Below are 25,255 nucleotides of genomic sequence, written 5' to 3'. Positions count from 1 at the left end.
CATACATACGTTAAGTTCAATATAGTCAGTATGCGTTTTGACTGTCAACTACGCTCTGAGATGTGCTTGAATCTACTGGGGATTGTGGATTAAAGTAGAGACTGCGCGGTCTATCTGCCGCAAGTCCCACACCTGGGAGGTTGATGTCAATGGTAGCTCGTCATCTCGCAGACGCCACGGTGCTGCACAACGGTGTCCAGATGCCGTGGTTTGGGCTTGGTGTCTGGCAGGCCAAGGACGGCGAAGAAGTGGAACAGGCGGTGAAAGCCGCGCTTAGGCACGGGTACCGCCATGTGGATACAGCGGCCGTGTACGGCAACGAAACCGGCGTGGGCAAGGCCATCCGCGAGTCGGGTGTGGCGCGTGAGGAGGTGTTCGTCACCACAAAAGTCTGGAACTCGGACCAGGGTTACGACAGCACCCTGCGGGCCTTTGAGGCAAGCCGCCAGCGGCTCGGCTTCGAATATGTGGATTTGTACCTGATTCACTGGCCGGTCAAAGGGAAATACAAGGACACCTGGAAGGCGCTCGAGAAGCTCTACCAAGACGGGGTTGTCCGCGCCATCGGCGTGAGCAATTTTCAAATTCACCACCTGGAAGACCTGATGGCGGACAGCCAAATTGTCCCGATGGTCAACCAGGTGGAATACCATCCCCTCTTGACGCAAAAAGAGCTGCACGCGTTCTGCAAGCAGCACAACATCCAATTGGAAGCTTGGAGCCCCCTGATGCAGGGCAACTTGAATCAGCCGCTGCTGGCCGACCTGGCCCACAAGTACGGCAAGACCCCGGCGCAAATCGTGCTGCGCTGGGATTTGCAGAACGAGGTCGTGACCATTCCCAAGTCGGTGCATGAAAACCGCATTGTGGAAAACGCGGGCGTCTTCGACTTTGAACTGTCGGCAGAGGACATGCAAAAAATCGACGGACTGAACCAGAACCACCGTTTCGGGGCGGATCCAGACAACTTCAACTTCTGACCGTTGCGCTGTGGGAAATGTGAGGCGCCGGGGGCCCGTTCCCGCTGAAGGAAAGAAGAGGCGGCTGGCCCCACGGCTGGCCGCCCCCAGCGTTTATATCAAGACTTATCCAGTTGCATCGCTTGAAATTGTTCCCAGGCTTCCCCGGAGTCGAGACACTCCCTCACCCGTTCGATTCCCTCGCGGATGTCTTCGCACCGACCCACGTGCCACAGCCGAATTCCGGCGTTCAACACCACCATGGCCCGCCATGGGTGCTGTGGGTCTTGCAGTACGTCCGCAATCGCGCGCGCTTGGTCGGAAACAGACCACTCGACGCGTGGGCAGGGTGCCTGTACGCCCAAGTCGGCAGGGTTCACCAGCAATTTTTCTATCTTTCCGCCCTGAATCCGGCACACCTGTGAGACCCGGTGCGTCGGCACGTCTTCCGATCCGTCCACTCCCTGCACCACCAGCACGCTGCGCCCGTCCAGTCGCAGGGCGAGGTCGGCGGCCTTCTCGACGGCGGCGCCATGGAACACCCCAACCACCAGAAACTCCGCCTGACTCAGGTTCAGAAATTTCTCCGCCGTGTTGAGGGCTGTGCGAACCCCCAGCTGTTGACGCAGCGGCCGCAAGCGAGCGAGCGCCGGGCACCATCGCTCGGTATCCGCCAAGACCACGCGCGCCTCCGCCAGCTGTGCGGCCAGCCGGTCTGGGCTCGGAGTTTCATCCGCCACCGGGGACGCATGTGCGGGCGCCAGCCGCAGGGCGCGCCAAATGTCCAGCAGCGTCACCCCGTATTTGGGCGGCAGGGACGCCGACGCATGCAAGAACACCGGCACGCCGAGCGCGGCCAGGACAACCGCCACCGGCACGGTGGCCGCGAAGCTATGCGCCCGCCCGTCGTACGGGCCGGCGCAATCGAGCACGCCGGGTACCGCCGACAGCACCGGTCCGGAGCACGCTTCCATGCCCGCGGCAGCCGATCTTTCCCTGAGCGCCCGGGTCAAAGCGGCCAGCTCGTCCACACTCTCTCCCTTCAAGCGCAGGGCCACCAAAAAAGCCCCAATTTGCGCGTCTGTGGCCTGTCCGTCCAAAATCGCACAGGCCGCTTCGTAGGCTGCCTCCACCTCCAGGTCCCGTGCGCCCTTTGGCCCGCGCGCCACTTCGCGTAAGTAAGCCTGCATCTTTAGACCCTCCCCTGCGCTTCTCCTGGTACTCAGGATATAACGCACCGGGACCTGGACGCTAGCCCATCTGTTTGTCTCGCGGTGTCAGGCTCGCCAATCCGCTGTTATGGGAGCGCTGTTCAAACCCAAACGATTTGCCTCGATGTGCCAAGGCATCCGCGGTATAGTAAGAGAATGAAAACACGACTCTGACCCGGACAGGAGGAATTTTATGGAATCACCCAAAGCCAAGCGGATTCCCCATCCTCACCGCCTGCACGGCGACACGCGGCCTGATGATTACTACTGGCTGCGCAATCGGGAAAACCCGGACGTCATCGCTTACCTGGAAGCGGAGAACGCCTATTACCAGGAGCAGATGCGCCCGCTGGGGCCGCTTGTCGACGCGCTTTTCGCAGAGATGACAGAGCGCATCCCGGACGTCGAAGAGCAGGTCCCCGTTCAGGACGGGGAGTTTTTTTATTACGTGCGGGCGGAAAAGTCGAAGCAATACCCCATCTACGCACGCAAACGGGCCGCCTCGCGGGCGCATTTGCCTGAGGCTGACGAGGAAATCGTACTGGATGTCAACGAATTGGCCACCGACGGCGGCTACCTGAGTGTGACCACCCTGCGCGTCAGCCCGGACGGAAGGCGTCTGGCCTACCTGGTGAATCGCGACGGCACCGACAGGTGCACCCTGCACGTCCGCGACTTGTCCAGCGGCCAGGAGCTGCATGATAGCATCCCTAACGTGTTTCTGCACAACAGCGTGGAGTGGGATGCAACCGGCAGGTGGCTGTTCTACCTGACCGTGGATGACACGCAGCGCCCGTTCCGCCTGTGGCGTCACGAGGTGGGAGGAGACGCGGATGCAATGCTCTACGAAGAGGCCGACCCCACGTTCTCCCTCGATCTGGACAAGTCGCGGAGCGGACGATACCTGTTTCTCATTTCGGCGTCCAAAACCACCAGCGAGGTCCGCTACCTGCCGGCGGACGATCCGCTGGCGGAATGGACCCTCTTTCGGACGCGTGCCCCCGGCGTCGAATACACGCTCGAGCACTGGCAAGACCAGTTCCTCATCCTGACCAATGAGGAGGCGACCAACTTCCGCGTCCTCACCTGCCCGGTCGACCGTTCGACGGCTCCCCGGGACCTGTTCCCCTATGACGAACGGCGCTATCTGACAGGACTGCACCCGTTTCAGGATGCACTCTTCCTTAGCGGGCGGGAGGAGGGCCTGACCCAAGTCTGGGTCTACCGCGAGGGCGCTCTGCGGCGCCTGGAATGGGAGGAGCCCATTTACACTGTGCGCCTGGGAGCCAACCGCAGCTACCATACAACGGAGGTGCTGATTGAGTACCAATCCCTGCTGACCCCGCGCACCACTCTGGCGCTCGACACAAAAGCCCTCACTCGGACGGTCCTGCAACAGGCCGAAGTTCCGGGTGACTATGACCCAGCGGCCTACCACCAGGAGCGGCTGTGGGCGACAGCCGAGGACGGCACGATGGTACCGCTGGCCGTCGTGTACCGCCGTGACGCCAGAGCCGCCGGACCGGCGCCGTTGATTCTGAACGGGTACGGATCGTACGGTGTGAACACAGACCCTCACTTTCGGGCGACCCTGTTGCCGCTGCTCGACCGTGGGGTGATGCTGGCGTATGCACAGGTCCGGGGCGGATCGGAAATGGGCTGGCAGTGGTATGAGGACGGCAAATTGCTCTCCAAACGCAACACCTTCACCGACTTCGCCGCGGTGGCCCGGCACCTGATAGAGAACGGCTATACGGCGCCTGAACGTCTGGCCGCGTACGGCGGCAGCGCGGGCGGCCTGCTGATGGGTGCGGTGGCCAACCTGGAAGGAAGTCTGTTCTCAGCCATGGCCGCGTTGGTTCCGTTCGTCGACGTGATCACGACGATGCTCGATGAGACCATCCCGTTGACGACCCTGGAGTGGGACGAGTGGGGAAACCCAGCTGACAAGAGGTACTATGAATACATGAAATCATACAGCCCGTACGATAACGTGGAAGCCAAACCCTATCCGCACCTGTTTGTGACCGCCGGCCTGAATGACCCGCGCGTGGGCTATTGGGAACCGGCGAAATGGGTGGCGCGGCTGCGCGCCATGAAGACGGACGACCACGTATTGGTGCTCAAGACGCACATGGGGGCGGGCCACTTTGGCTCCTCCGGTCGGCTCAACCAGCTGCGCGAGTTAGCCGAGATGTACGCCTTCCTGTTGGACAAAATCGGCGCGGGCACGGCGTCAAACCTGGGAGTCCAGGCTGGACGGAGGGCGTAATGCGTCCGCCGTTCGCCTGTGCTGTCAATGCGAGCGGCGGATGCTTCAATTCGCCACGCGCACCAGCGTCCGGTACAACAGTTCCACGCCGATTGCGCAATCCTCCGGAGAACTCCACTCCTCCGGCTGGTGGCTGATGCCGTTTTTGGAGCGGACAAACAGCATCCCGATTGGACAAAGACCGGCCAACTGCATGCCGTCGTGGCCGGCGCCGCTGGGTAAGGACAGGGGCTGGATGCCCATCTCCCGGGCGCAGGTGGCCATCTCCTCCTGCAGCCAGGCCGAGCAGGACACCGGGGGCACCCGTTGCAATTCCTCTATTTCCAAGCGCAGCCCGCGCTGGGCGCAGATGGCCTCGGCCTGTTGGCGGATGTGGCGCTCCACTTCGTCTCGCACCCGCTCGTCCGTGTCACGCAGGTCGAGCGTAAACTCGGCGCATCCCGGGATGATGTTTACCCCACCCGGACTCACCGCCAACTGGCCCACCGTGGCCACGGTCCGCTCCTGTCCGGCAGCCGCCGTCTCCACCGCCGTCACTACCTGCGCTGCGGCGGCCAGCGCGTCCTTGCGCATCCGCATCGGTGTCGTTCCGGCATGGCCAGCCTCTCCCAAGACGCGAAACCGCAGCCATAACGGACCCGCGATGCCGGTGACGATGCCCGCCGGCAGATTCGCCGCCTCCAGCACACGCCCCTGTTCGATGTGCAACTCCACGTACGCCTTGACCGATCCGGCCGCCCGCGCGGCGGTGCGGACCTGGTCCGGAGACAGCCCGACAGACCGCATCGCCGCGGCTACCGTCACCCCGTCCGCATCCTGCGCCTGCAGATGATCCGCTGTCAACGTTCCCGCCAGGGCCCGGCTGCCAATCATCCCAAAGCGGAAGCGGGCGCCCTCTTCATCGGTAAAGGCGATGACCTCAATGGGGTGGATGTGGGATATGCCCTGTTCCCGGATTGTCTGGACCGCCTCCAAGGCTCCCAGCACACCCAGGGGCCCATCGAAGTTGCCGCCGTTTGGCACCGAATCGAGATGGGAACCCGCCAGCACCACAGGCGCGTCTGGATGGATACCGTCCAGCCGGCCAATCAAGTTGCCCACCGCGTCCTCCCGCACCGACAACCCCGCGTCCCGCATCCAGGCGGCGACCAGGTCCTTCGCCATGCGCTCTTCGCGCGTAAACGACATCCGCGTCACCCCGCCAGACGCCTGGCGGCCAATCTCAGCCAATCGCATCAAACGGGACCATAACCGTTCCTTATTGATAGAATTGATAGAGCCGCTTGCCACAGCGTAACCCCCCGCTGTCCTTTTCTTTCAGAGAAGCTTACACTTGAGTCTAGCACGGCGAGGCCCGTAAAGGCTGCCCGTGAGTGGCCGGTTACGCCTCGAAATTCCGTTTCTCACTAGGCGGCAACTGTGCGTCTTTTTTCGCTCCGACGAATCCGGCACGAGCTGCGCTCCACCACGCGCCGATGACCCCAGCCGTCATGCCTCCCATCTCCCCGCCCATGACGACATTAAAGATGGACATAAAGTCCATCGTATTAGGCATATGCATCTCCATATGATGCATGTATAAGACCCATCCAGCGGCGGCCACACCGGTCCCCACCGTGGCTCCGACAACTCCCCCTACCATGGCCCCCATCAAGGACCACATGGCCCCATGCTGTTTATGAATCTTTACGATATCCAACGGAGAGGTCAAGTGGCATATGGCATTCTCAATATCTTTCGATCCGACCCGAAATCCTACATGACTCCCCAAAACTGCGCCGAAGCCGGCGAGTAGGAAGGCGAGCAGCCCTGATGTACCGATGAACAAATCGAATATGCCACCAATGATAGACCCAGACATACTGCCCCAGGCGCAGCCCCATCCTGTTGTCCGATACAATCGATCCATACGATACCGCCTTCCGTCTATTACAATTTCTATGATAAATTTCCATCGTAAAGCCTTTAGATGAAGAACCCTCTAGCGATTGCCACCCGAATATCCTTCAAGATCAGAGAACATCCGGTCCGGTATTAAGAAACATCCATTTAGGTACACATAAACCCTATATTATCATTATACATTCATTATATAATCCAGAATACAGGAAACTTTGTCGAGTATGTCGAATTCACCTCCAGCGAAACCAAGGAGATGACGAACTGTGTCGAGGATCGATGAAGCACGTGACGTGTTCTCCCGAATGGAACAGGCCTGGTCGGATGGAGAACGGACGGCTCTGTTGACGATTACCCAAGTGAAAGGTTCCGCGTATCGCCTTCCCGGCGCCAAAATGATGATGACAGAAAAGGGCAAGATGCTCGGCACACTCAGCGGTGGTTGCCTAGAATCCGACCTTTATGGATGGGCGGAAAAGGCCATGGAAGAAGACGAACCCCGCCTTGTCAATTACGACCTCAGTGAAAACGAACTGTGGTCTCTCGGAATTGGCTGTAAAGGAACTCTCGAAGTCGCCATCTTTCCCATTCACGCTGAAGACCCATTTTGGCAATCTGTGCGAGAAGCCCTCGCAGAAGACCACGCCATCTCATTGGCCATCGAATTGCCGACCGGTGCTCGCGCCGTCTTTGACGGGACAAGTCCGATTTCCGGCGATATGGACAACCTGCCGGAAACTGTCGTGCAGCAGTTGACAAGCCGTGTTTGGAGCCGTACGAGGGCGGAAGTGGCCATTGTCGACGGCCGCCGCTTTTATATCGACACGATGCGGCCGAATGAACGGCTGATCCTGTGCGGTGCAGGCCACGACACTGTGCCGGTGGCAGCCCTCGCTGCCCAGTGCGGCTTTCGAGTGTCGGTTCTTGATCCCCGTAAAGAGTTTAATGGCGTTAAACGCTTCCCTAACGCCGAACACCTGGTCGTCGAGCCGGACCAAGCAGATCCCGCACAACTCACAAACAGCTGGTGGTTAATCATGAACCACCTGCAAGTGCGCGACGAAGCCGCGCTGCGCCTAGCCTTGCAAGCCCAACCCAAGTTCATCGGCGTGCTCGGCCCCTTGTCGCGAACGCTCGAGATGCTGGACCACATTGGCGCCAACATGAGCAGCGGGCCGATTCACGCCCCGGTTGGGCTGGACGTAGGCGCGGAAACGATTGACGAAGTCGCGGTATCCATCGTATCCGAATTGCTCGCGGCGCGCTCCGCACGGACGGGAGGGCCGCTCCACGGGCGGGAAAGCGTTCACTCTTGAGTTCTCAGGGCGCTGCGGATTGCAGTGCCCCGCTCAACACGGCCCTTTTCCAGGTTCTCACATCATGGACATCGACGAACGCGTCGAGGTACGGCAAGGCCATCGACATGCCGACCGATGTTGGTTCATATCCGGGTTCGCCAAGCAGCGGGTTCAACCAAACCACTTGGCCAACCCGGGCAGCCAAGTCGCGCATGGAGGTGTGCATTTGCTCCGGATGCCCGGCGTCAAATCCATCCGATACAATGAGTACACACGTATGCCGCTGCAACAGACCTGGATACCTGCGCAGGAGCTGCTCCAACGCACCGCCAATGCGGGTGCCTCCCCGCAACCCCGGCAACTCAGCGTGCGTGATGCCCGCAACCCCTTTTCGCGCGATGAGAGAAGTTACTCGCAGCAGGCGGGTTGAAAACAAGAAGATCTGGGTACGCGCCCGGGCCCGCGTGAATGACCAGGCGAGTGACGTGATAAACGGTGCGTACGGCTTCATGGAGCCGGATATGTCCATCACCAGGACAACGCGCGGCTTATCGGGACGGTGTCGACGCATCTTCAGCACAAACGGATCCCCTGCATGGCGCATAGCGTGGCGCATGGTCTGACGGAGGTCAAGTTTCTCTCTGCCTCGAGGCCGCCACTTGCGCCCGCGCGGCGCATCCATGGTGCGCACCGCCAAACGGGTCCACTGAACGACGTCCTTCAATACCTGTTCGTCCGCCCGCAACGCATAACGCTCGCCATCGTTGGGATGATACCCGGCGAGAAGGCCTTGCACAGTATCAACCGGAGGCCGCTCAGTCTGATCACCCCCGCTGCCCCCTTCGCGATCCTCCACATCATCCGGCTGCAGGCGGCGCTTTTGCTCCAGCTGAACTCCCCGACCGCAAAAGTATCGCTCGAACAGACTCGGAAAGGCGCCCCACTCTGCGGGTGTCCGCGAATAGATGGAGCGAAAGGCGCTGCAGACCGCGTCCATCCGGGTCAGGTCCAATTCCGCCAAGGCAGAAATGGCTGTCAACGTTTCCGGAACGCCGGCTCGAAATCCATGTTTTCTCAGCCAAGGCGCAAAATCGCTCACCTGCCGCACGATGTCGCCCGTCAAGCGGTTCATCCCGTCCGCCGTCAGGCGTTCCATAATACGTCGAGTCCCCTCTCCCGTACGAAGTTCAAATCCTCCTCTGTCTTCAGCAAACAGCCGAGCGTGAGTCGAACTCCTTCTTCGTCCAATTCCTGCGCCCCCAACTCATGCAGCGCCTGTGCGAAATCGAGGGACTCCGCCAATCCGGGGGGCTTGAGCAGCGAGAGCTTGCGCAGCCGTCGCATACCCCGCGCAATCTGTCTGGCAAGTTCCGATGCTATCTGCGGCACATGCAACGAAATGATGGCCGCCTCTTGCTCAGGAGACGGGTAATCAATCCAAACGTAGAGGCAACGCCGCCGCAAAGCGTCCGACAAATCGCGCGTACGATTGGACGTCAAGATGACAATCGGTGGCTCTTCGGCGCGAAAGGTTCCCATCTCAGGAATGGTAATTTGGAACTCCGAGAGGAATTCCAAGAGCAGCGCCTCGAATTCCTCGTCGGCCCTATCGACCTCGTCAATCAGCAGCACAGGCGCCGGTCTTTCGCGCAGCGCGCGCAAAAGCGGCCGTTCAATGAGAAACGGCTCACTGTACAGAGCCGCCTGATTCACGACACCCTCGGCAAACGCTGTGCGCGCCGTCAGCAACTGCTTTGGGTAATCCCAATCGTACAACGCCTGACTCGCATCTAAGCCTTCATAACACTGCAAGCGCACCAGGCTCACGGAACGAACGGTGGCAACCGCTTTCGCCAGCGCCGTTTTCCCTACGCCCGCAGGCCCCTCCAACAACAGAGGTCGGGCCAGCCGCTGTGCTAGATACAGTACAGTGGCTAACCCTTCCTCGACGACATAGTGAGCGCGATGCAATTCCTCCTGCAGTCGGCGCACCTGTTCATTCATCCGGACAGCCTCCACCTGACGCCCTTCAACCTTGCTGACGTCCTTCAACCTTGGTCCGCTGTTTTATCGGCTGCAGCGACCTCTTCATCCGGCAAGGCGAGCAAGGCGTTCTTCAGGTTCGCAAACACCTTCTCCGTAATCTTGCGGGCTTCGTTGTCAATCAGCCGTCCGCCTAGACTTGCGATAGGTCCGCTGATCACCGCGTCGCAACGCCATTTCAAGAGGGTCCCCCCTTCGACGTCGCTCAGTTCCATTTGCGCTTTCATATCGACCCCGCTGCCCATTCCTCCGCCGCGAATCGACAGGGAGGCCGCCTTGCCCGGTTCCGTCACGGTCAGTTCGCTGGTAAGGTCGAACTTGCCCCGCACCGGTCCCACGCCGACTTTGACGAGACTGCGAAAGCGGGTCTCACTTTCTACGTGCAATTCAATCAAGTCGGGAATACAAGTTCCCATTTGATGCGGATCTGTAACGAACGCCCAAATTTTCTCCCGCGGCTGCTCAATCGTAAATTCTCCTTCGTACGTACGCATGGTCGTGCCTCCTCTGTTGTTCATGCCAGTTTTCTAACGCCCGTCCAGCCGCCAACCACCGACGAGACGGAAGTGCTGTCCCCGTGCCCTTGGTGTGAGTACAGGTCCAGATCCGCATGGCGCGTTGTCAAGCGTAACTTTGCAGGTACTTGTCTGGCTCGCGGGCAAAGCGGTCCCGGCAGCCAGAACAGCAAAACCCATAGATGGTTCCGTCCAGTTCAAGGCGGTACGGAGTCTTCGTCAAGTCCACGGTCATGCCGCAGACCGGATCGACCACTTGTTGTGAAACCGTGACCTGGCTGTCATGAGTGGCCGGAGACGCAGACGCTGAACTGCCAGCATCGGACTGTCCCGGCCAGGATGCATTCGCTCCGCGGCGACGGCACTCTACGATTTGCGCCAGAATACTGAGGGCTATCTCATTGGGCCCCACAGACCCGATATCGAAACCCGCAGGCGCCGTGACAAAATCGATAAATTCCCTCGATGCACCGACCTGCGCGAGCTCGGCACGCACGGTCGCCCAGCGCTTGGGGCTGGTAACGAGGCCCGCATAACGGAGCGGCAATGAAGAGACTGCCACTAATCCATCGACATCGTACAACCCCATCGTGGCAACCACGGAGTACGCTGGCGCAGTCGCATGGATGGGAAGTTGGTTGCGCAATTTGACGACCGGATCTTCAGCGGGACCCGTGTCCATCGCCTTTTCCAACGCAATCCGGTACGGCTTGAGTGAAAACCGAGGCGCCAATTCTGCGAGAGCGTGCGCGATGGGGGAATCTCCCACGAGAACCAGCAGTGGCTCTACATTTTTGGGTTCCAAGAACAGCTCGACCGTTCCTTCGGATGCGCACGTCATCGGCAAGACAGTGACACCTTCCGTCACTTCGTCCGGCGGCTGCGACGTAACCAGCAAGAGCTTGCTCTCACCGCCGCTCAGACACTTCTTCGCTTGGCCAATGACCAGCTCCCGCGTGCACTGACCGCCGACGAAGCCTTTCATCTCCCCATCCGCCGTGACAATGGCCTTGTCGCCAACCGTCGCTGAGCTTGGGCGCACACGGCGGACGACTGTCACCATGACATACGGTTCCGAGCGTTCGTCCAGGTCCCTCGCGGCTTCCCAAAGATTATCCATCCGTTGGGCCCCGGCGGCCTCCGTGCCGCCGGGTCTTCCCTCCTCAATTCAGGTTGGCTACCGAATTACTCGGTGATACCGTGCTCCCTCAAGATGTTCCATACCTTCCATGGAAAAATCGGCATATCGATGTGTTCCACACCAAGCGGCGACAGGGCATCCACCACCGCGTTGACAAAGGCTGCGGGTGAGCCGACGTTCGGTGACTCACCAACGCCCTTGGCGCCGATTGGATGGTGAGGCGAAGGCGTAACCGTCCGATCCGTTTCCCAACGCGGAGTGTCCACCGACGTGGGGACCAGGTAGTCCATCAGGTTCGGTGCCAGACAGTTGCCATCCGCGTCATATGGGATGTCTTGCATGAACGCAATCGCAAAGCCTTCTGTGAGCCCGCCGTGCACTTGGCCTTCGACAATCATTGGGTTAATCACGTTGCCGCAGTCGTCGACCGCCAAAAACCGCCGCACCTTGACCGTGCCCGTTCCTTTGTCGATATCCACCACCGCGATGTAAGCCCCGTTGGGGAAGGTCAAGTTCGGCGGGTTGTAATAGTACGTCGCTTCCAGGCCCGGTTCCATGCCCTCAGGTACATTTGTGTAGGCGGCGAACGCCACGTCCTTCATCGACACGGCCCGACCTGGCAAGCCTTTTGCGGAGAAGGCGACCCCGTCCCAGACCACGTCGTCTTCGCCGACCTCCAGCAGATGGGCCGCGATTTTGCGAGCTTTCTCGCGAATCCTGCGCGCGCAGAGGGCCGCCGCGCCGCCGGCCGTCGGTGTGGAGCGGCTGGCGTACGTGCCCAACCCGTAGGGCGCCGTGTCGGTATCGCCTTCCTCAATCAACACGTCGTCCGCACTGAGCCCGAGTTCTTCAGCGATGATCTGGGCAAAGGTCGTCTCGTGTCCCTGGCCCTGGTGCCGCACACCCAGCCGCGCGATGACTTTACCGGTCGGATGGAAGCGAATCTGCGCGCTGTCAAACATCTTGATGCCAACGATGTCGAACTGATGAGCCGGTCCCGCGCCGACCACCTCGGTGAAGGTCGAGATGCCAATCCCCATCAACTCTCCGCGCGCCCGCTTTTCCGCCTGTTCCTTGCGCAGCTCTTCGTACCCAATGCGCTCCAGCGCGAGTTTCAGTGTTTTCTCATAGTCCCCGCTGTCGTAAACCCATCCGGTCGGCGAATGATACGGGAATTGCTCCTTGCGGATGAAGTTTTTCAGACGCAGTTCGGCCGGATCCATCTTCAGCCGCTGGGCCAAGATGTCCATGACGCGTTCGATGAGATACGCTGCCTCTGTGACACGGAAGGAACAGCGGTAGGCCACACCGCCCGGAGCTTTGTTCGTATACACCCCGTCTACCTCGACGAACGCGGCCTTAAAATCGTACGACCCCGTCACGATGCTGAACAATCCAGCCGGGAATTTGGACGGATCGGCAGCCGCGTCGAACGCGCCGTGATCAGCGACCGTCTTCACCCGCAGGGCGAGCACCGTACCGTCCTCACGCGCCGCAATCTCGGCCGTCATATGGTAGTCACGAGCAAAATGGCTGCTGGCGATGTTTTCGGTGCGGGTTTCAATCCACTTCACAGGCACGCCCAATTTCAAGGACGCAACCGTCGCCACCACATAACCAGAGTACACAGGGACCTTGTTGCCGAAACCGCCGCCAACATCGGGTGAAATGACATGAATTTGGTGTTCCGGGAGTCCAGATACCATCGCCAGTACCGTCCGGTGGACATGCGGCGCCTGCGACGTGACATACAGCGTCAACTTATTCCGGGCTGCATCCCAGTCCGACACGCACCCACAAGGTTCAAGGGGCGCAGGATGGACGCGCGGAAAACGCACATTCTGCTTGACGACGACAGGCGCCTCGCGGAACAGCGCTTCCGTTTCCTCTCTGTCGCCCGCCTCCCAGTGGAAGATGTGGTTCGACTTTTTCTCTTTGTCTTCGCGCAGTATCGGAGCGTCCGGCGCAAGTGCCTGGAACGGGTCCGCCACGACCGGTAACGGTTCGTAATCCACTTCAATCAGCTGCGCCGCGTCCTCTGCTTGAGCGCGCGTCTCAGCGACGACCGCCGCGACTTCCTGGTACTGAAACAGGACCTTGCCGGTGGCCATCACCATCTGCTGGTCTCCCGCCAGCGTCGGCATCCAGGCGAGGTTCATCTCGGCCAAGTCTTCTCCTGTAAGGACCAGCTTGACCCCCGGTGCGGCGAGCGCCGCGGAGGTATCAATCCGGCGAATGCGCGCATGCGCGTACGGACTGCGCACGATGCAGAGATAGAGCATATTCGGCAACATCACGTCATCCACGTAATGGCCCTTGCCCCGAATCAGGCGCGGGTCCTCCTTGCGCCCAATCGGTTTGCCCATGGGCCGCAACTCAGTCTGTCGAAGTGCCACTGACTGCCGCCTCCTCAATCACTTCTTGGTTTTCACCCGCCATCTGCCGAGCAGCATTTTGAACCGCTTTCACGATGTTCATATACCCTGTGCAGCGGCAGATATTTCCTGACAGCGCCTCGCGAATTTCTTCGTCAGTAGGTGCCGGATTCGTCTGTAACAACCCGTAGGCCGCCATCAGCATGCCAGGGGTGCAGTAGCCGCATTGCAGCGCATGATCCTCCCAAAACGCACTCTGCAACGGGTGCAATTGACCATTTGATTCAAGCCCTTCGACGGTCATCACCTCGTGGCCGTCCGCCTGCACAGCCAACACCGTGCACGACTTGATGGGCTTCCCGTCGAACAGCACCGTGCACGCACCGCAGGTGGTCGTGTCACAACCTATGTGCGTACCCGTCAGATTCAGTTGTTCACGCAGGAAATAAGCCAACAGCGTACGCGGTTCAACGTCCGCTTCGTACAGGCGTCCGTTGACCTTTACTCGGATGTTCATTCATTCCCCACCCTTCCATGCAACTCTTCCGCGATCTCGCGAAGCGCGCGCGCAGCGAAAACACGCAACAGGTCGCGCTTGTAGGCGGCACTGCCGCGCAGGTCATCCGCGGGATCGGCATCTTCCGGCACCAGCCGCGACACGGTCGCAATCGTCTCCTCTGTGATGGGTTGTCCGATGAGCGCCTCCTCCGCCTTGGTCGCCCGCAGAGGAATCGGTCCACAGGCGCCGATGCCGATACCGCCCTCGGCAACGCGGCCTTCACTGTCGAGCACAATGTGCACAGCCAGCGCGGCGATGGCGAAATCGCCGGCCCTGCGCTCAAGTTTCATGTAACGGGCGGCGACGGGCCCGCCAGGCGTCGGGACATGCACCGCGACCGCGAGTTCGTTTTCATTCAGCGATGTCGCAAACGTGTCTACGAAGAACTCGTCAATGGGAATCAGTCGGTTTCCCTCCGTCCCCTGCACCTCCACCTCGGCGCGCAGAGCTATCATCGCCGCGCCCCAATCCGAGCCTGGATCTGCGTGAACGAGTGAGCCGCAAACGGTGCCCCGGTTGCGAATTGGAGGGTCCGCAATCCAGCGGGCAGTGCGGGACAAAAGCGGATATTTGTCATCGAGTTCTGATGCATGTTCCAGTTCCGCGTGGCGCACCAAAGCTCCGATGCGCAGTTTCCCATCGGCCTCGCGCCAACCCTTCAAATCCTGGATGCCGTTCACATCGATGAGTACAGCCGGCGCCGCGATGCGAAGCTTCATCATCGGCAACAGGCTCTGGCCACCCGCCAACACCTTGCTGTCGTAACCGTACTCAGTCATGAGACGCACCGCCTCGTCGACTGATGTCGGTGCTTCGTACTTGAACGCATTGGGAAACACCATAAGGCCCCCTTTGTTGAGAAACGTGAGAATGACAGAGGTCGGTGGTCGGACCGCGATCCCGACGAACCCTCATTCTGAATGCGATTTCAAAACCAGGATAAAAGGTAGTTCACTGTTGTTGGATTTATTATAAAATAGCCGGTAGACACGCAATACACCCGATCGGGTGTTTTTCGATACCGGGTCCTCCCTTTACTATCCTTGGAAAGGACGGGAGACAGCGGATGAGCCAACCCACGACAAATCAAGCCGAAGTCTTGCGGATTTTGTCGGAAGCGCTGGAACGCCTGCAGCCGTGGATGGAGGAAGGCCTTGAACCGCTGTTGCAGGCTGTCGTGGACCACGCGCGTACATTGGTCAACGCTGCGTTTGCCGGGATCATCATCACGGATCCAAAGGATCCGTCCACCATTCGGTACTTTAAAGTTTCCGGATGGGACGGAAAGCCCGTGGAATTTCCGAAAGGACACGGAATGTACTTTATGCCCACGAAAACCGGTGCCTCGCTGCACGTTGAATCCATCTCCCGACACCCACTGGCCGTCGGCATGCCGGTGGGCCATCCACCCGTCGAAGCGTTGTTGACCATCCCACTGAAATACCATGGACAGGCGATTGGTTGCATCTTTTTCGGCCAGCCCCCTAAGTCCAGATCCTTCACCAAGACTGACGAAGACATGATGAACGGGTTTGCTTCGCTGTGTTCCATCTTTATCTCATGGTGTGACCAACAAAATGAAAGCTGTTTCCGTATCCTTACGGAAGAACGGCAACGAATCGCGGAAGAATTACACGATTCACTGTCGCAAACCCTGTTTGCCGTGGTACGCGAGATTGACCGGTTGGAACGACTGACGGGCGCACAGAAGGGAGAGCTGCAGGCGCGTACCGCCCGCTTGCGCGAATTGACGGAGCAATGCCAATCCGAACTTCGAGCCATTTTGTTTCGCCTCATGGACGATGAAGCACGACCCAACGTCACCGCTTTGACTCATCTCGTACAAGAATTTGAGCGCATCAGCGGGATTTCCACAAAACTCATCACGCACGGCGACTTCGGTCGACTGAGCCTCCCCATCCGTCAGACCATGCTCAAGATTGTCGCCGAATCCCTGACCAACGTGTTTCGTCACGCCAACAGCCCAGTTGCCATCGTCCACCTGCTTGTGGAAGCAGACCAAGCGACCATCACGGTACAGGACGCCGGGGACGGCATTTCAGACGAAGCCCTACGCCTCATCACTCATCCAACCGGGCACTTTGGCCTGCATTCGATAGCGCGTTCCGTCGCGATTCTGAATGGGCATGTGGACATCTTTCGCAACGAGGATGGAGGAACCACTGTGCGCTGCACGTTTCCCGTTCGCTAGGACTCGATGGAACCAGGGCATGAAATGACATCCAGTTCCGTTCATTTCGCCCCGATTCGACACCAGAGTACAGTCGACGATATGCAAAGGAGGGGCCGTCCTTGACAAAGGGCATCGTAATTGTCGACGACCATGAACTGGTTCGCATTGGTGTACAGACGCTGCTCAGCGAGCACGGATTAGACTTGATTGGACAGGCGAGCACGGGAGCGGAAGGTCTCGATCTCATTCAATCTCTGCAACCCGATCTCGCTCTGATTGACGTGCGGTTGCCGGACATGAGCGGCATCGAGTTGTGCAAGTCGGTACGGGAGACAAACACGTCCACCCGCCTCGCCATCCTCACCTCGTCGATGGACAAGAATGTCGTACACGCCTGTCTCCAGACAGGGGTTCAGGGCTACCTGCTGAAGGATATGCCCGGAGAAGAGTTGTTCAAATCCATACAGAATATCTTGAATGGCAAATCCGTCCTCGATCCGACCGTGACAGAGTACGTCCTCCATTGGATTGAATCACCGAAGGAAGGCGAATCCGGCAAAGATGCCCTCGACCTACGGGACGTGGAGATCCTGCGCCTCATGGCCCAGGGACGCACCAATCAAGAAATCGGCAAGCACCTGTACCTGTCAGAAAACACCGTCAAGTCCATTATCAATGAAATTTATCGCCGGCTCGGCGTCAAAAACCGCGTAGAAGCCGTAATGGAAGCACACCAGCGGCGGCTTCTATGATGGTCCGAGAATACAGATGGACAACAGTTACTAACTCAAGTTTCGCAGCCTTGATACCGGGAGAATCGACGTGGTACCCACTCGCCTGCACAGCCGAGAACCCGTTCCGGGAGTAAAACGCGACGCTGTTCTCGCTGGGCCATACGATGATGAAATCCAGCTTTTGCGCCGCCGCCCAGACCGTGATCTCACGCAGCAACCGTCTGCCGATCCCTTGCCCACGGTACTCCGGTACCGTGTAGACGTTGGTCAAATATCCGAACGGAGCCGAGTCGCCGCCTGGTCTGGGTACTTTTTCGACTAACTGCAAAAACATGCAAGCGGCCACACGGTCTCCCACCTCCGCGACCCAAATCTTCCACTTGGAGCCGTCCGCTATCGCTTCAAGCAAGAACGATTTGCAGGATTCTGAGAACGCCGGATAATCGTTCGCGGAAATCGACGCATCGTATTCCTGCACCAAGTCGAAGCGGATCTTGGTGAGAGCCTCAATATCCTGAGGTACAGCCATGCGAATGGTGGCCATCAACACCGTCCTCTACTCGTTTTTCTCTTCTCACAGGTCTGGCGTAAGCATGGTCCGTCTGCATTGTGCGGATTCACGATGGCAAAGCGCAATCTGTTCTGGTTTCGCTTCCTGGAGACGCATATAGGCATGGGAAAAACCGAACAACAACGGCTACTGCTCATTGAGTCATGTCGCAAGCCAGTGAAAACGCCTGTTCAAGTCTTGACACCTGCTTAGACAAGGTGGCAGAACTTATGTTAAAGCCCCGAAAGATGAACAATAGATACTACAATTGTAAAATTAACTCAAATGGTCTGAAATCTCCCGTCCGTTGACTGGCTGGCCTTAAATAAAACTCATTTTCACAGTTCCCTTTCCATTTCTCCAGGACACGGTGGAATAGGCTCCGTTGACCAGAGTGATTTGTGGAGGGATATGACCAATGTCTGTATCGTATAAAATTGGAATACCCAGATCCGCTAATCCACTTAAGGCGTCCGTGAGTGTAAAGCCCCCTGGTTCCGAGTACCCTGATGGTCTACCAAACAAAATACCGTTGGTGTTCTCAAACCAACCGTTCATGCGCATTTGCCACAGATGACGGTATATATCTGTAGACTTCATTTCAGCACTCTCAAGGAACCATATAACTCCACTGTCTTTACAGTAATTGTTTATAAAGTCTGTTACGGGCGCATATGGAGTGCCAATTAAAATTGACAATGTATCCATACAGCCGCCCAACAATCGCCCAGAAAACCGAACCTCATTTTCCTCTCCTTCAGTTGAGGTTAGGCATTTCCATTCGGTTGCTGTATCTAAATTAAACCCTTGTTGCATATTCCTGAAAACGCCATCCCACGACGACTGATAATATTTGGAAGAATACTGAGTTACGGATTCCCCGCATGAAGTTCCAAGAACGTCCGTCCATCTCGTAGTTGTTTCATCCCATTCTGTGGCAGACATCTCAAAGTAATTGGGCCCGTGCGCAGACGCATATCCCGTCAGCAATGTATATACAAATGCAAAGGTGCTCGAATCTGAATAGCCCATAAACCATTTAGGCTCAATACTACGCAGAACATCCCAATCTACGTGCGGGAGAATCTCCATGAGGAATTCACCACCCCACGGTGGGATGATGGCACGAATTGACTCATCTTGAAAAAGACTCATCAGTTCTGCCGTTCTTGTGGCTGCCGGTGCGCTAACCAGCTTTTCATTTGTCCAGATGGTCTCTCCCTCTGCCACTATGTACCCGCGTTTCTCAAGCATCATTCTTGACTGGTTTATGATTTGATGCATGGATTCTTGCACTCCACTCGACGGAGCGCAAACGCCTACTCTGTCACCTTTTTTCAACGGTTTCGGATACCGGATGCTATTCATAATTCCTCCCTATTTCAACCTTCCACTTCATATCCATCAACGAGCAGGATACCGGTCCCAGGAAACGCCGATAGGCTTCCCTGAGAATCGGCACCCCCGCCCCTGTGCCGTCCATCTTTTGCATTATCCCCGCGTTTTGCGCCAGCGCCGGAACGCCTCCAGCGTGGCCAGTTTGTGGGCGCGGGCAAACGATTCAATTTGGTCCGCCTCAGCCCCTTCGGCCATCAAGCGGATCAATTCCTCATGTTCTGCGATGGAATCGGTGGTGCGGTGCGGGATGAGCATAAACACAGTGGCCCGCACGGTATCCATCCGTTCCTGCACCGACCTGAGTTGGTTGACCAAGTAGGTGTTGGGGCATGCCTGCCAGATGCACTCATGGAACTGCTTGTTTAAAGCGCTGTACGCCTCCAGAGCAAACGAAACGCGCGCTTGTTCCATCTTGCTGTTGATGGTGCGCAGCGTGTCCAAATCGTCATCGGTCATGTGCGGAGCGGCCAGAGCCGTCGCGTATCCCTCCAAGAGAGCGAGCACCGACAGGGTTTCCACATAGACCTTTTCATCAATCCGGGTCACCCGGACGCCACTGAACCGCTCCACCTCGACGAGTCCTTCCGCTTCCAACCTGCGGACGGCTTCGCGAATCGGGATGGCGCTGATGCCCAACTCCCGCGCCAGCCTGTCAATCACCAGTCGATAGCCGGCGCCAAAGGTACCGTCCATGATGCGCGACTTGATCCACTCATACGCCTGTTCCTGCTTGTTCGGGGTTGCAGCCTGTGTTTTCATACATTTTATCATATAGGGACGCAAGGGTCCGGTCAATTCCGGTTGCCATCCGTTGGACGCCAACCCGATCTGGATCCGGCCCCCGCAAGCGACGACCCCCTGGGCGATGGAACGGGATGCCGTCGCCGGCTTGATGCCTTAGGACCCGGCATCCGGCTGCCCGATATCCACCGTCCCGTGGCCTTACGGCGATATCTCTTCCAAGGTGCGGTCCTTCGTTCGCGCCCCAAACAGCGCAATCACGGCCGCCACGAACAAGAACCCGCCGATGAACAGGAACCCTTTCAGCACGCCGAGCGGCGCCACCAGGGGCGCGATGGCCCAGATGCCGATGCCGGCTCCGATGTGGCCGACGCCGTCCACCAGCGCAAAGCCGCTGGTGCGAGCGCGGGCCGGGAAGTTCTCTGAGGTCCACGCGTAGGCGATGGGTACCCAGAAGTTTTCGCCCAGGAACAGAATCACAGCCCCCACCATCGCCAGCGTCAGATTGCTGCCGGCCAGACCGATCAGGATACCGCCTAGAATCGTCGTCAGAGCAGATAGTATCAACCACACCTTCCGCTCCAGGCGTTCCCCAAACCAGTACGCGAACACGGCGGACAAAACCATTCCGAACACACCCACGGCGGTAATCATTCCGGCCTCGCCCTCGTCGTAATGCAGGCCAACCAAGAGCGAAGTCATGCCGCCCGAGAAGCCGTACACAGTCACGTAGCTGAACAGCCACACGCAGAACAACAGCAAAACACGGCGCATGTACGTGCCATTGCTCAGGATGTCACCGTACGGATTGGCTGTCGCAGGGACCCAGTGCACGGAGACGGAGGCAGGTTGGGGCAGAGGCGCGTGCCGGGCGGCTGTCGCCTCCATCTCGGCCACCACGCGTTCCGCCTCCTCGCCACGGTCTACGGCAAGCAGCCAACGCGGCGACTCCGGCAGGCGGATGCGCATCAAGATGGCAATCAAGGCGAGGACGGCGCCAATCCAGTACATGATGCGCCACCCGTACGGAAGACTGGCGCCTAGGGCAAGCGGCAGCCCCGCCGGGAAGGGAGCTGCGGGCGTGGTCAGCCACAGACCAATCCACACCGCCAAGAGTGCTCCGAGCGCGGAGAAGATGAAAATGAGGGCGGTATACTTCGCTCGGGTTTTGGTCGGCGCCACTTCGGCGATGTAGGTGTTCACGACGGCCAGGTCAGCGCCGATGCCGATGCCGGTAATGCCTCGAAATACGACAAACGCCCAGTAACTCGTGGTGAACGCGGTGCACAATGAGCCCAATCCGGTGATGAGCATGGTGATGAGGAGCATGTTTCTGCGTCCGATTTTGTCCGAAACCGGGCTGAGCACCAGAGTGCCGACCACATAGCCAAGCAGGTTCATGAGTATCGGCATGCCCAGGTACTGCCCAGCCATCTCTGACTTGAAGCCTGGGATGATACTGGCGCACGTCTGAATAAATGATACGTTGCTGTCGAAGATGTCATAAAACGTGAACAAAAACCCCAGGCCAATCACCAGGATGAATTGATACGGCAGCGCCCATACCGGGATGCGCTCCAAACGCGCCACAGTTTGTCGCCATGTTTCTGTGTTCAGTCCAGCTTCCACGCCAATCACCTCTCCCTTTCCCAACGGAGATGAAGTTGAACGGGCCCGCGAAACACCCAGCCGCGGATGATGGGTGGCTGATCCAGGTCCAACCGCAGCCCCGGCAGGCGCTCAAACAGCGCCGGCAGGGCGGCGTGCGCCAATTCCTGCCGGGCCAGCCACGCCCCCAGGCAATAGTGTGGGCCCGTCCCAAACGCCAGGTGGCTGCGCGGCCGCGGGCGGGTGATGTCGTACTCGTCCGGGCGGGCAAAATGATGCTCGTCGCGATTCGCGGAAGCCACCAACACGGCCAGCTTGTCGCCCTTTTTCAGCGGCGTTCCAGCCAACACCGTGTCCACCGCCACTTCGCGCGGATACATCCCCAGCGGCGCCACCTTGCGCAGCGACTCCTCGACCGCGGCCGCAAACAGTTCAGGTTGCGCCCGGACCTGCGCCAATACGTCTGGGTGTGTCAGCAAGTCCCACACAGTCAACGAAATGCCGTCCCTCGGCTCGTTTAATCCGCCGCCGATGACGAGCTTGACGTTGGCGCGAATCTCCTCCTGCGTGATGGCCGGACCCTCGACCTCCGTGTGCACCATGCTCGAGATGATGGTCCCGTCTGGCTGCCTCTGCACGCGCTCCAGGGCCAGGTCCACCGCCTCGTCAATCTCAGCCGCTGATTTCTGCGCCCGCTCCCATACGGATGCATCGTCCGCATAGTTGGACGTCCCGTCCATCAGGTCGCGCGTCCAACGCTGCATGTCCCCATCGGTCGCCTCCCAGAGCCCCAGGACGTACTTCAGGCAGTGGGCCGCAAACGGATCGGCAAAAGCGCTGACCAACTCCACCTCCCCATCGCCGGCAAACCGATCAATCAACTCATGCGCCGTTTTCAGCAGGTGCGGTCGCCAGCGTTCAGCGACGGTACGCGGCTTGAGCGGCTCTTCGCAAGCCCGACGTAGGCGGGCGTGCGCGGCTCCGTCCAAGCGCAGCATGGTCACCCCCATCACTCGCGTCTGCAGGGAGGCGGTTTCACGCGCAGTGAACGTCTCGGGGTGGGTGTCCACATAGACGCAATCGTCATAGCGCGTGACAAACCAGCGACCCGCGCATGGCACGTAGCAGACTGGTGCTTCCTGCCGCAGCCGGCGGTAAGTCGGATAGGGATTGACGTTCAACTCATCCAGGGTGATGCTCGCTCCCCATTCCGCCGCGAGCGTTGTCACAGCCGCTCACCTCCAATTTAACTGTATTATCAGTCAATTATTCCGGTGACGCAAAAGATATATATTTGATATCATATAGGATCAGCTCCATGACAAAGGCAGTTGATACATCCCTGCCACCCCAGGCCAGGTGGGGGACGCGGGGGTCTCGTTATCCGCCCGGGCCTCCTCACCTCCCATCCGCCCCTACGGCGGCGACGCGCCGCGCAGCCGCTGGTGGATGTTGTTGTGTTTGTACGTTCCCTTGCCACCGAATTCGACGACCTCCATCGAGAGCGCCAGGTAGCGTCGGGCGTAAAGGTCGGCAAAGTGGTCCTTGATGACCGCGAACAATTCGTCCCCGACCTTTCGCTTCACCTCCTCCGGGCGCCCACCGCCCATCTTCAGGGTGGCATGCACGAACGCGTCATCGGCCGATCCGTCCGCAACCCGGTACTGGTGCAGCTCTATGGCGCGCGAGCGGATGCCGCCAGCAGGGAACACGTCAGAGTGGGCCAGCAACACTTCGTGCACCTTCTTCAGCAGACCCGCAATGTCCGCGTCGTCGCGGATGTTGTCCGTGTACTCGACAATGAAGTGCGGCACCTGATGGGCCTCCTCTCCTCACCCGTCCGCTGCGACGAAATTGACCAAGCGACCGACACCCTCAATCTCGGTCACCACCTCGTCCCCCACCTCGACGGGCGTCGCTCCCCGCGGCGTCCCGGTGAGAATGACGTCCCCAGGCCGAAGCGTCAGCCACTGGCTGATGTGGGAGACGAGGAACGGGATGTCAAAAATCATGTCCCTTGTGCACCCCTCCTGCCGCAACTCGCCGTTGACGTACGTGCGCAGATTGAGGTTCATCGCATCCGGTATGTCGTCCCTGTCCACCAGACAAGGCCCGATGGGAGTCGAGGCATCCCGGTTTTTCACGCGCAAGTTGGGACGGTAAAAGTTTTCCAGATAGTCGCGAAACGCGTAGTCGTTGGCGACCGTATAGCCGGCGATGTGGTCGTACGCCCGCTCGCGCGCGATGCGCTTGCCGCCGCGCCCGATGACCACCGCCAGCTCACACTCATAGTGCATGAACGTGACGTCCCTCGGCTTGACCGTCTGACCGCGGTGGCCGACCCAGGTGTTGGGCCCCTTCAAGAACACCAACGGCTCCTTGGGTGGCTCGAACGCCAGCTCTCCGGCGTGGTCTGCGTAATTCAGCCCGAGCGCAAACGCGGTGCCCGGCGTAAACGGCGGCAGCCAGACCACCTCCTCTTCTCTCACCAACCGCCCGTCGGCCAGGCGCAGGCGTCCTTCCTCCATGACAGCGTTGTGAATCGCCCCCTGGTAGGCCACACGCGCCCGTCTCACGGCGACCACTTCCCATCCGGTCTCAGGTCGAAGGCCTGAGGCTGCGCGACCGGCCCACTGTAGAGCGCCTCTGCCTGCGGCTCGGCCACCAGTGGGTTCTCCAGCGCACCCACCCCTTCGATGACCGCGCACACCCGCTGCCCCGCTCGTACCAGGGGCGCATCCGCCGGTACGCCCGCCAGCAGCACATCGCCTGGATAGAGCGTCATGAAGCTGGTTACATCACAGAGCAGCCGCGGTAGCGTACGCACGGCGCTGGCGGTCGAATAGGAGAGACACCGCTTCCCATCGACGTAAACCTCAACCCGCAGGCAGTTCGGGTGAGCCACCGCCGCCCGCTCCACAATCCACGGCCCAATCGGACAAAACCCGTCCCGGGCTTGCTCCGCCACCGCCGGGCGGTACCAATCCTGACGCGGGATGCTCACATCCATCACGACAGTGTACCCGAGCACGTACGACAAAGCCTCCCGCTCGTCGACGCGCGCGGCCGTCCGACCCAACACGGCGCCGAGCGCCGGGGCGGCTGACAACCACTCGACTCCGTCCGGTACCGGTATCGCTGCCCCCGGGCCGATCACCGCATTCGCCGGCTTGATGTACAGCACCGGCGCCTCAGGAGGCCGGTTGTACGGCGGGCGGTTGAACGCCCTATCCAGCCGGGCGAGGGACTCGGGGTCGTTCAACGCCACACCATACACCGTCCCAGTCACCGGGGCGGTCAAGGGCAGCTCAGACGCCTGGATGCGCCTACCCTGCCATACGAGATCCATCGTATCCGGAAACGCCTCCACTTCCTCGTTCCATACACACCCATGCCGTCTCAGCCACGCCTGCGTCACGCCGTCCCCTCCTCATGCCCCGCCCGGTCACTCTGCACCCAGACACGACCGTCCTCCACCTTTGTCCGGTATGTCGCCACCGGTCTCTTGGCCGGCGGGTTCAACACCTCTCCGGTACGCAGGTCAAACTCGCTGCCGTGGCACGGGCAAAGGATGGCGTACCCGTCCATCATCCCCTCCGACAGCGCGCAATCCGCGTGGGAACACCGGTTGTCCAGGGCGAACACCTGGTCGCCCACGGCGGCCAGCACGATGTCCCGTCCATCCACGCAGACGGCACACAGTCCCTGGCTCTGCACGTGATCAAACGCCAAACACTCCACCCAGCACGGCATGCCAC

Annotated in this window: 24 protein-coding genes; 5 read left to right on the top strand and 19 right to left on the bottom strand. The window is 59.5% G+C overall.

Annotation, left to right across the window (positions count from 1 at the left end; all coding sequences use genetic code 11):
- The first annotated feature begins 149 nt into the window (after positions 1 to 149).
- Positions 150 to 980: an aldo/keto reductase gene (locus tag AK2_RS13560; protein ID WP_067935458.1), complete on the top strand. Its 831-nt coding sequence runs from the start codon at positions 150 to 152 to the stop codon at positions 978 to 980.
- A 98-nt stretch (positions 981 to 1,078) separates the two neighbouring features.
- Here AK2_RS13560 and AK2_RS13555 read toward each other — a convergent pair whose 3' ends face one another.
- A complete protein-coding gene (locus tag AK2_RS13555; RefSeq protein ID WP_067935453.1) occupies positions 1,079 to 2,149 on the bottom strand; it encodes an anthranilate phosphoribosyltransferase in 1,071 nt (356 codons plus the stop codon).
- A 214-nt stretch (positions 2,150 to 2,363) separates the two neighbouring features.
- On the opposite strand from AK2_RS13555, the gene AK2_RS13550 reads away from it, so the two are divergent.
- Entirely contained in the window at positions 2,364 to 4,442 is a 2,079-nt protein-coding gene (locus AK2_RS13550) for a S9 family peptidase (protein WP_067935449.1), read from the top strand.
- A gap of 45 nt (positions 4,443 to 4,487) precedes the next feature.
- Here AK2_RS13550 and AK2_RS13545 read toward each other — a convergent pair whose 3' ends face one another.
- Both AK2_RS13545 and AK2_RS13540 read right to left on the bottom strand, forming a co-directional pair.
- Positions 4,488 to 5,732, bottom strand: coding sequence for a Zn-dependent hydrolase (locus AK2_RS13545; protein WP_281180670.1), 1,245 nt, complete (start codon positions 5,730 to 5,732; stop codon positions 4,488 to 4,490).
- 91 nt (positions 5,733 to 5,823) lie between these two features.
- On the bottom strand, positions 5,824 to 6,351 hold the full coding sequence (locus AK2_RS13540; RefSeq protein ID WP_157076350.1) for a hypothetical protein: 528 nt from the start codon (positions 6,349 to 6,351) through the stop codon (positions 5,824 to 5,826).
- 256 nt (positions 6,352 to 6,607) lie between these two features.
- Here AK2_RS13540 and AK2_RS13535 point away from each other — a divergent pair, with 256 nt between their 5' ends.
- Complete coding sequence (locus AK2_RS13535) at positions 6,608 to 7,657, top strand: XdhC family protein (protein ID WP_067935441.1); 1,050 nt, start codon at positions 6,608 to 6,610, stop codon at positions 7,655 to 7,657.
- 4 nt (positions 7,658 to 7,661) lie between these two features.
- Here the strand turns inward: AK2_RS13535 and AK2_RS13530 are convergent, their stop codons facing one another.
- The 7 genes from AK2_RS13530 to AK2_RS13500 form a co-directional block, all read right to left on the bottom strand.
- Positions 7,662 to 8,795 (bottom strand): vWA domain-containing protein, encoded by a 1,134-nt coding sequence (locus AK2_RS13530; protein ID WP_067935438.1) that lies wholly within the window; start codon positions 8,793 to 8,795, stop codon positions 7,662 to 7,664.
- The gene (locus AK2_RS13525; protein WP_067935481.1) at positions 8,783 to 9,643 is read right to left on the bottom strand and encodes an AAA family ATPase; all 861 of its coding nucleotides are present in this window, start codon (positions 9,641 to 9,643) and stop codon (positions 8,783 to 8,785) included. The genes AK2_RS13530 and AK2_RS13525 overlap by 13 nt, the downstream gene beginning before the upstream one ends.
- Before the next feature lie 44 nt (positions 9,644 to 9,687).
- The gene (locus tag AK2_RS13520; RefSeq protein WP_067935434.1) at positions 9,688 to 10,176 is read right to left on the bottom strand and encodes an SRPBCC family protein; all 489 of its coding nucleotides are present in this window, start codon (positions 10,174 to 10,176) and stop codon (positions 9,688 to 9,690) included.
- 127 nt (positions 10,177 to 10,303) lie between these two features.
- On the bottom strand, positions 10,304 to 11,317 hold the full coding sequence (locus AK2_RS13515; RefSeq protein WP_067935430.1) for an XdhC family protein: 1,014 nt from the start codon (positions 11,315 to 11,317) through the stop codon (positions 10,304 to 10,306).
- 65 nt (positions 11,318 to 11,382) lie between these two features.
- Complete coding sequence (locus AK2_RS13510) at positions 11,383 to 13,734, bottom strand: aerobic carbon-monoxide dehydrogenase large subunit (protein ID WP_067935427.1); 2,352 nt, start codon at positions 13,732 to 13,734, stop codon at positions 11,383 to 11,385.
- The gene (locus AK2_RS13505; RefSeq protein WP_067935424.1) at positions 13,715 to 14,230 is read right to left on the bottom strand and encodes a (2Fe-2S)-binding protein; all 516 of its coding nucleotides are present in this window, start codon (positions 14,228 to 14,230) and stop codon (positions 13,715 to 13,717) included. The genes AK2_RS13510 and AK2_RS13505 overlap by 20 nt, the downstream gene beginning before the upstream one ends.
- Complete coding sequence (locus tag AK2_RS13500) at positions 14,227 to 15,111, bottom strand: FAD binding domain-containing protein (RefSeq protein ID WP_083521209.1); 885 nt, start codon at positions 15,109 to 15,111, stop codon at positions 14,227 to 14,229. The genes AK2_RS13505 and AK2_RS13500 overlap by 4 nt, the downstream gene beginning before the upstream one ends.
- A gap of 227 nt (positions 15,112 to 15,338) precedes the next feature.
- On the opposite strand from AK2_RS13500, the gene AK2_RS13495 reads away from it, so the two are divergent.
- Both AK2_RS13495 and AK2_RS13490 read left to right on the top strand, forming a co-directional pair.
- Positions 15,339 to 16,484 (top strand): GAF domain-containing sensor histidine kinase, encoded by a 1,146-nt coding sequence (locus AK2_RS13495; RefSeq protein ID WP_067935413.1) that lies wholly within the window; start codon positions 15,339 to 15,341, stop codon positions 16,482 to 16,484.
- 101 nt (positions 16,485 to 16,585) lie between these two features.
- Entirely contained in the window at positions 16,586 to 17,218 is a 633-nt protein-coding gene (locus tag AK2_RS13490; protein ID WP_067935408.1) for a response regulator, read from the top strand.
- Here the strand turns inward: AK2_RS13490 and AK2_RS13485 are convergent.
- From AK2_RS13485 to AK2_RS13445, 9 genes are all read right to left on the bottom strand, one after another.
- Positions 17,166 to 17,744, bottom strand: coding sequence for a GNAT family N-acetyltransferase (locus tag AK2_RS13485; RefSeq protein ID WP_067935405.1), 579 nt, complete (start codon positions 17,742 to 17,744; stop codon positions 17,166 to 17,168). The genes AK2_RS13490 and AK2_RS13485 overlap by 53 nt on opposite strands.
- 327 nt (positions 17,745 to 18,071) lie before the next feature.
- Positions 18,072 to 19,118 (bottom strand): S66 family peptidase, encoded by a 1,047-nt coding sequence (locus AK2_RS13480; protein ID WP_067935402.1) that lies wholly within the window; start codon positions 19,116 to 19,118, stop codon positions 18,072 to 18,074.
- Positions 19,119 to 19,241: 123 nt separating this feature from the next.
- Positions 19,242 to 19,907 carry a GntR family transcriptional regulator gene (locus AK2_RS13475; RefSeq protein ID WP_067935478.1) on the bottom strand — a complete coding sequence of 222 codons (666 nt, stop codon included), beginning with the start codon at positions 19,905 to 19,907 and terminating at the stop codon, positions 19,242 to 19,244.
- Positions 19,908 to 20,090: 183 nt separating this feature from the next.
- Positions 20,091 to 21,518: an MFS transporter gene (locus AK2_RS13470; RefSeq protein WP_217994706.1), complete on the bottom strand. Its 1,428-nt coding sequence runs from the start codon at positions 21,516 to 21,518 to the stop codon at positions 20,091 to 20,093.
- Between the two features lie 5 nt (positions 21,519 to 21,523).
- A complete protein-coding gene (locus AK2_RS13465; protein WP_067935399.1) occupies positions 21,524 to 22,726 on the bottom strand; it encodes a cytochrome P450 in 1,203 nt (400 codons plus the stop codon).
- A gap of 186 nt (positions 22,727 to 22,912) precedes the next feature.
- The gene (locus tag AK2_RS13460; protein WP_067935396.1) at positions 22,913 to 23,311 is read right to left on the bottom strand and encodes a 5-carboxymethyl-2-hydroxymuconate Delta-isomerase; all 399 of its coding nucleotides are present in this window, start codon (positions 23,309 to 23,311) and stop codon (positions 22,913 to 22,915) included.
- Between the two features lie 18 nt (positions 23,312 to 23,329).
- Positions 23,330 to 24,073, bottom strand: coding sequence for a fumarylacetoacetate hydrolase family protein (locus AK2_RS13455; protein ID WP_067935393.1), 744 nt, complete (start codon positions 24,071 to 24,073; stop codon positions 23,330 to 23,332).
- The gene (locus tag AK2_RS13450; RefSeq protein ID WP_157076349.1) at positions 24,070 to 24,915 is read right to left on the bottom strand and encodes a fumarylacetoacetate hydrolase family protein; all 846 of its coding nucleotides are present in this window, start codon (positions 24,913 to 24,915) and stop codon (positions 24,070 to 24,072) included. The genes AK2_RS13455 and AK2_RS13450 overlap by 4 nt, the downstream gene beginning before the upstream one ends.
- Positions 24,912 to 25,250, bottom strand: a complete 339-nt coding sequence (locus AK2_RS13445; RefSeq protein WP_067935390.1) for a Rieske (2Fe-2S) protein — start codon at positions 25,248 to 25,250, stop codon at positions 24,912 to 24,914. The genes AK2_RS13450 and AK2_RS13445 overlap by 4 nt, the downstream gene beginning before the upstream one ends.
- Between the last annotated feature and the right edge of the window lie 5 nt (positions 25,251 to 25,255).

Source organism: Alicyclobacillus kakegawensis NBRC 103104, assembly GCF_001552655.1.
GTDB classification, from domain to species: Bacteria; Bacillota; Bacilli; order Alicyclobacillales; family Alicyclobacillaceae; genus Alicyclobacillus_G; species Alicyclobacillus_G kakegawensis.
This window is presented reverse-complemented; position numbering and strand designations above follow the sequence as displayed.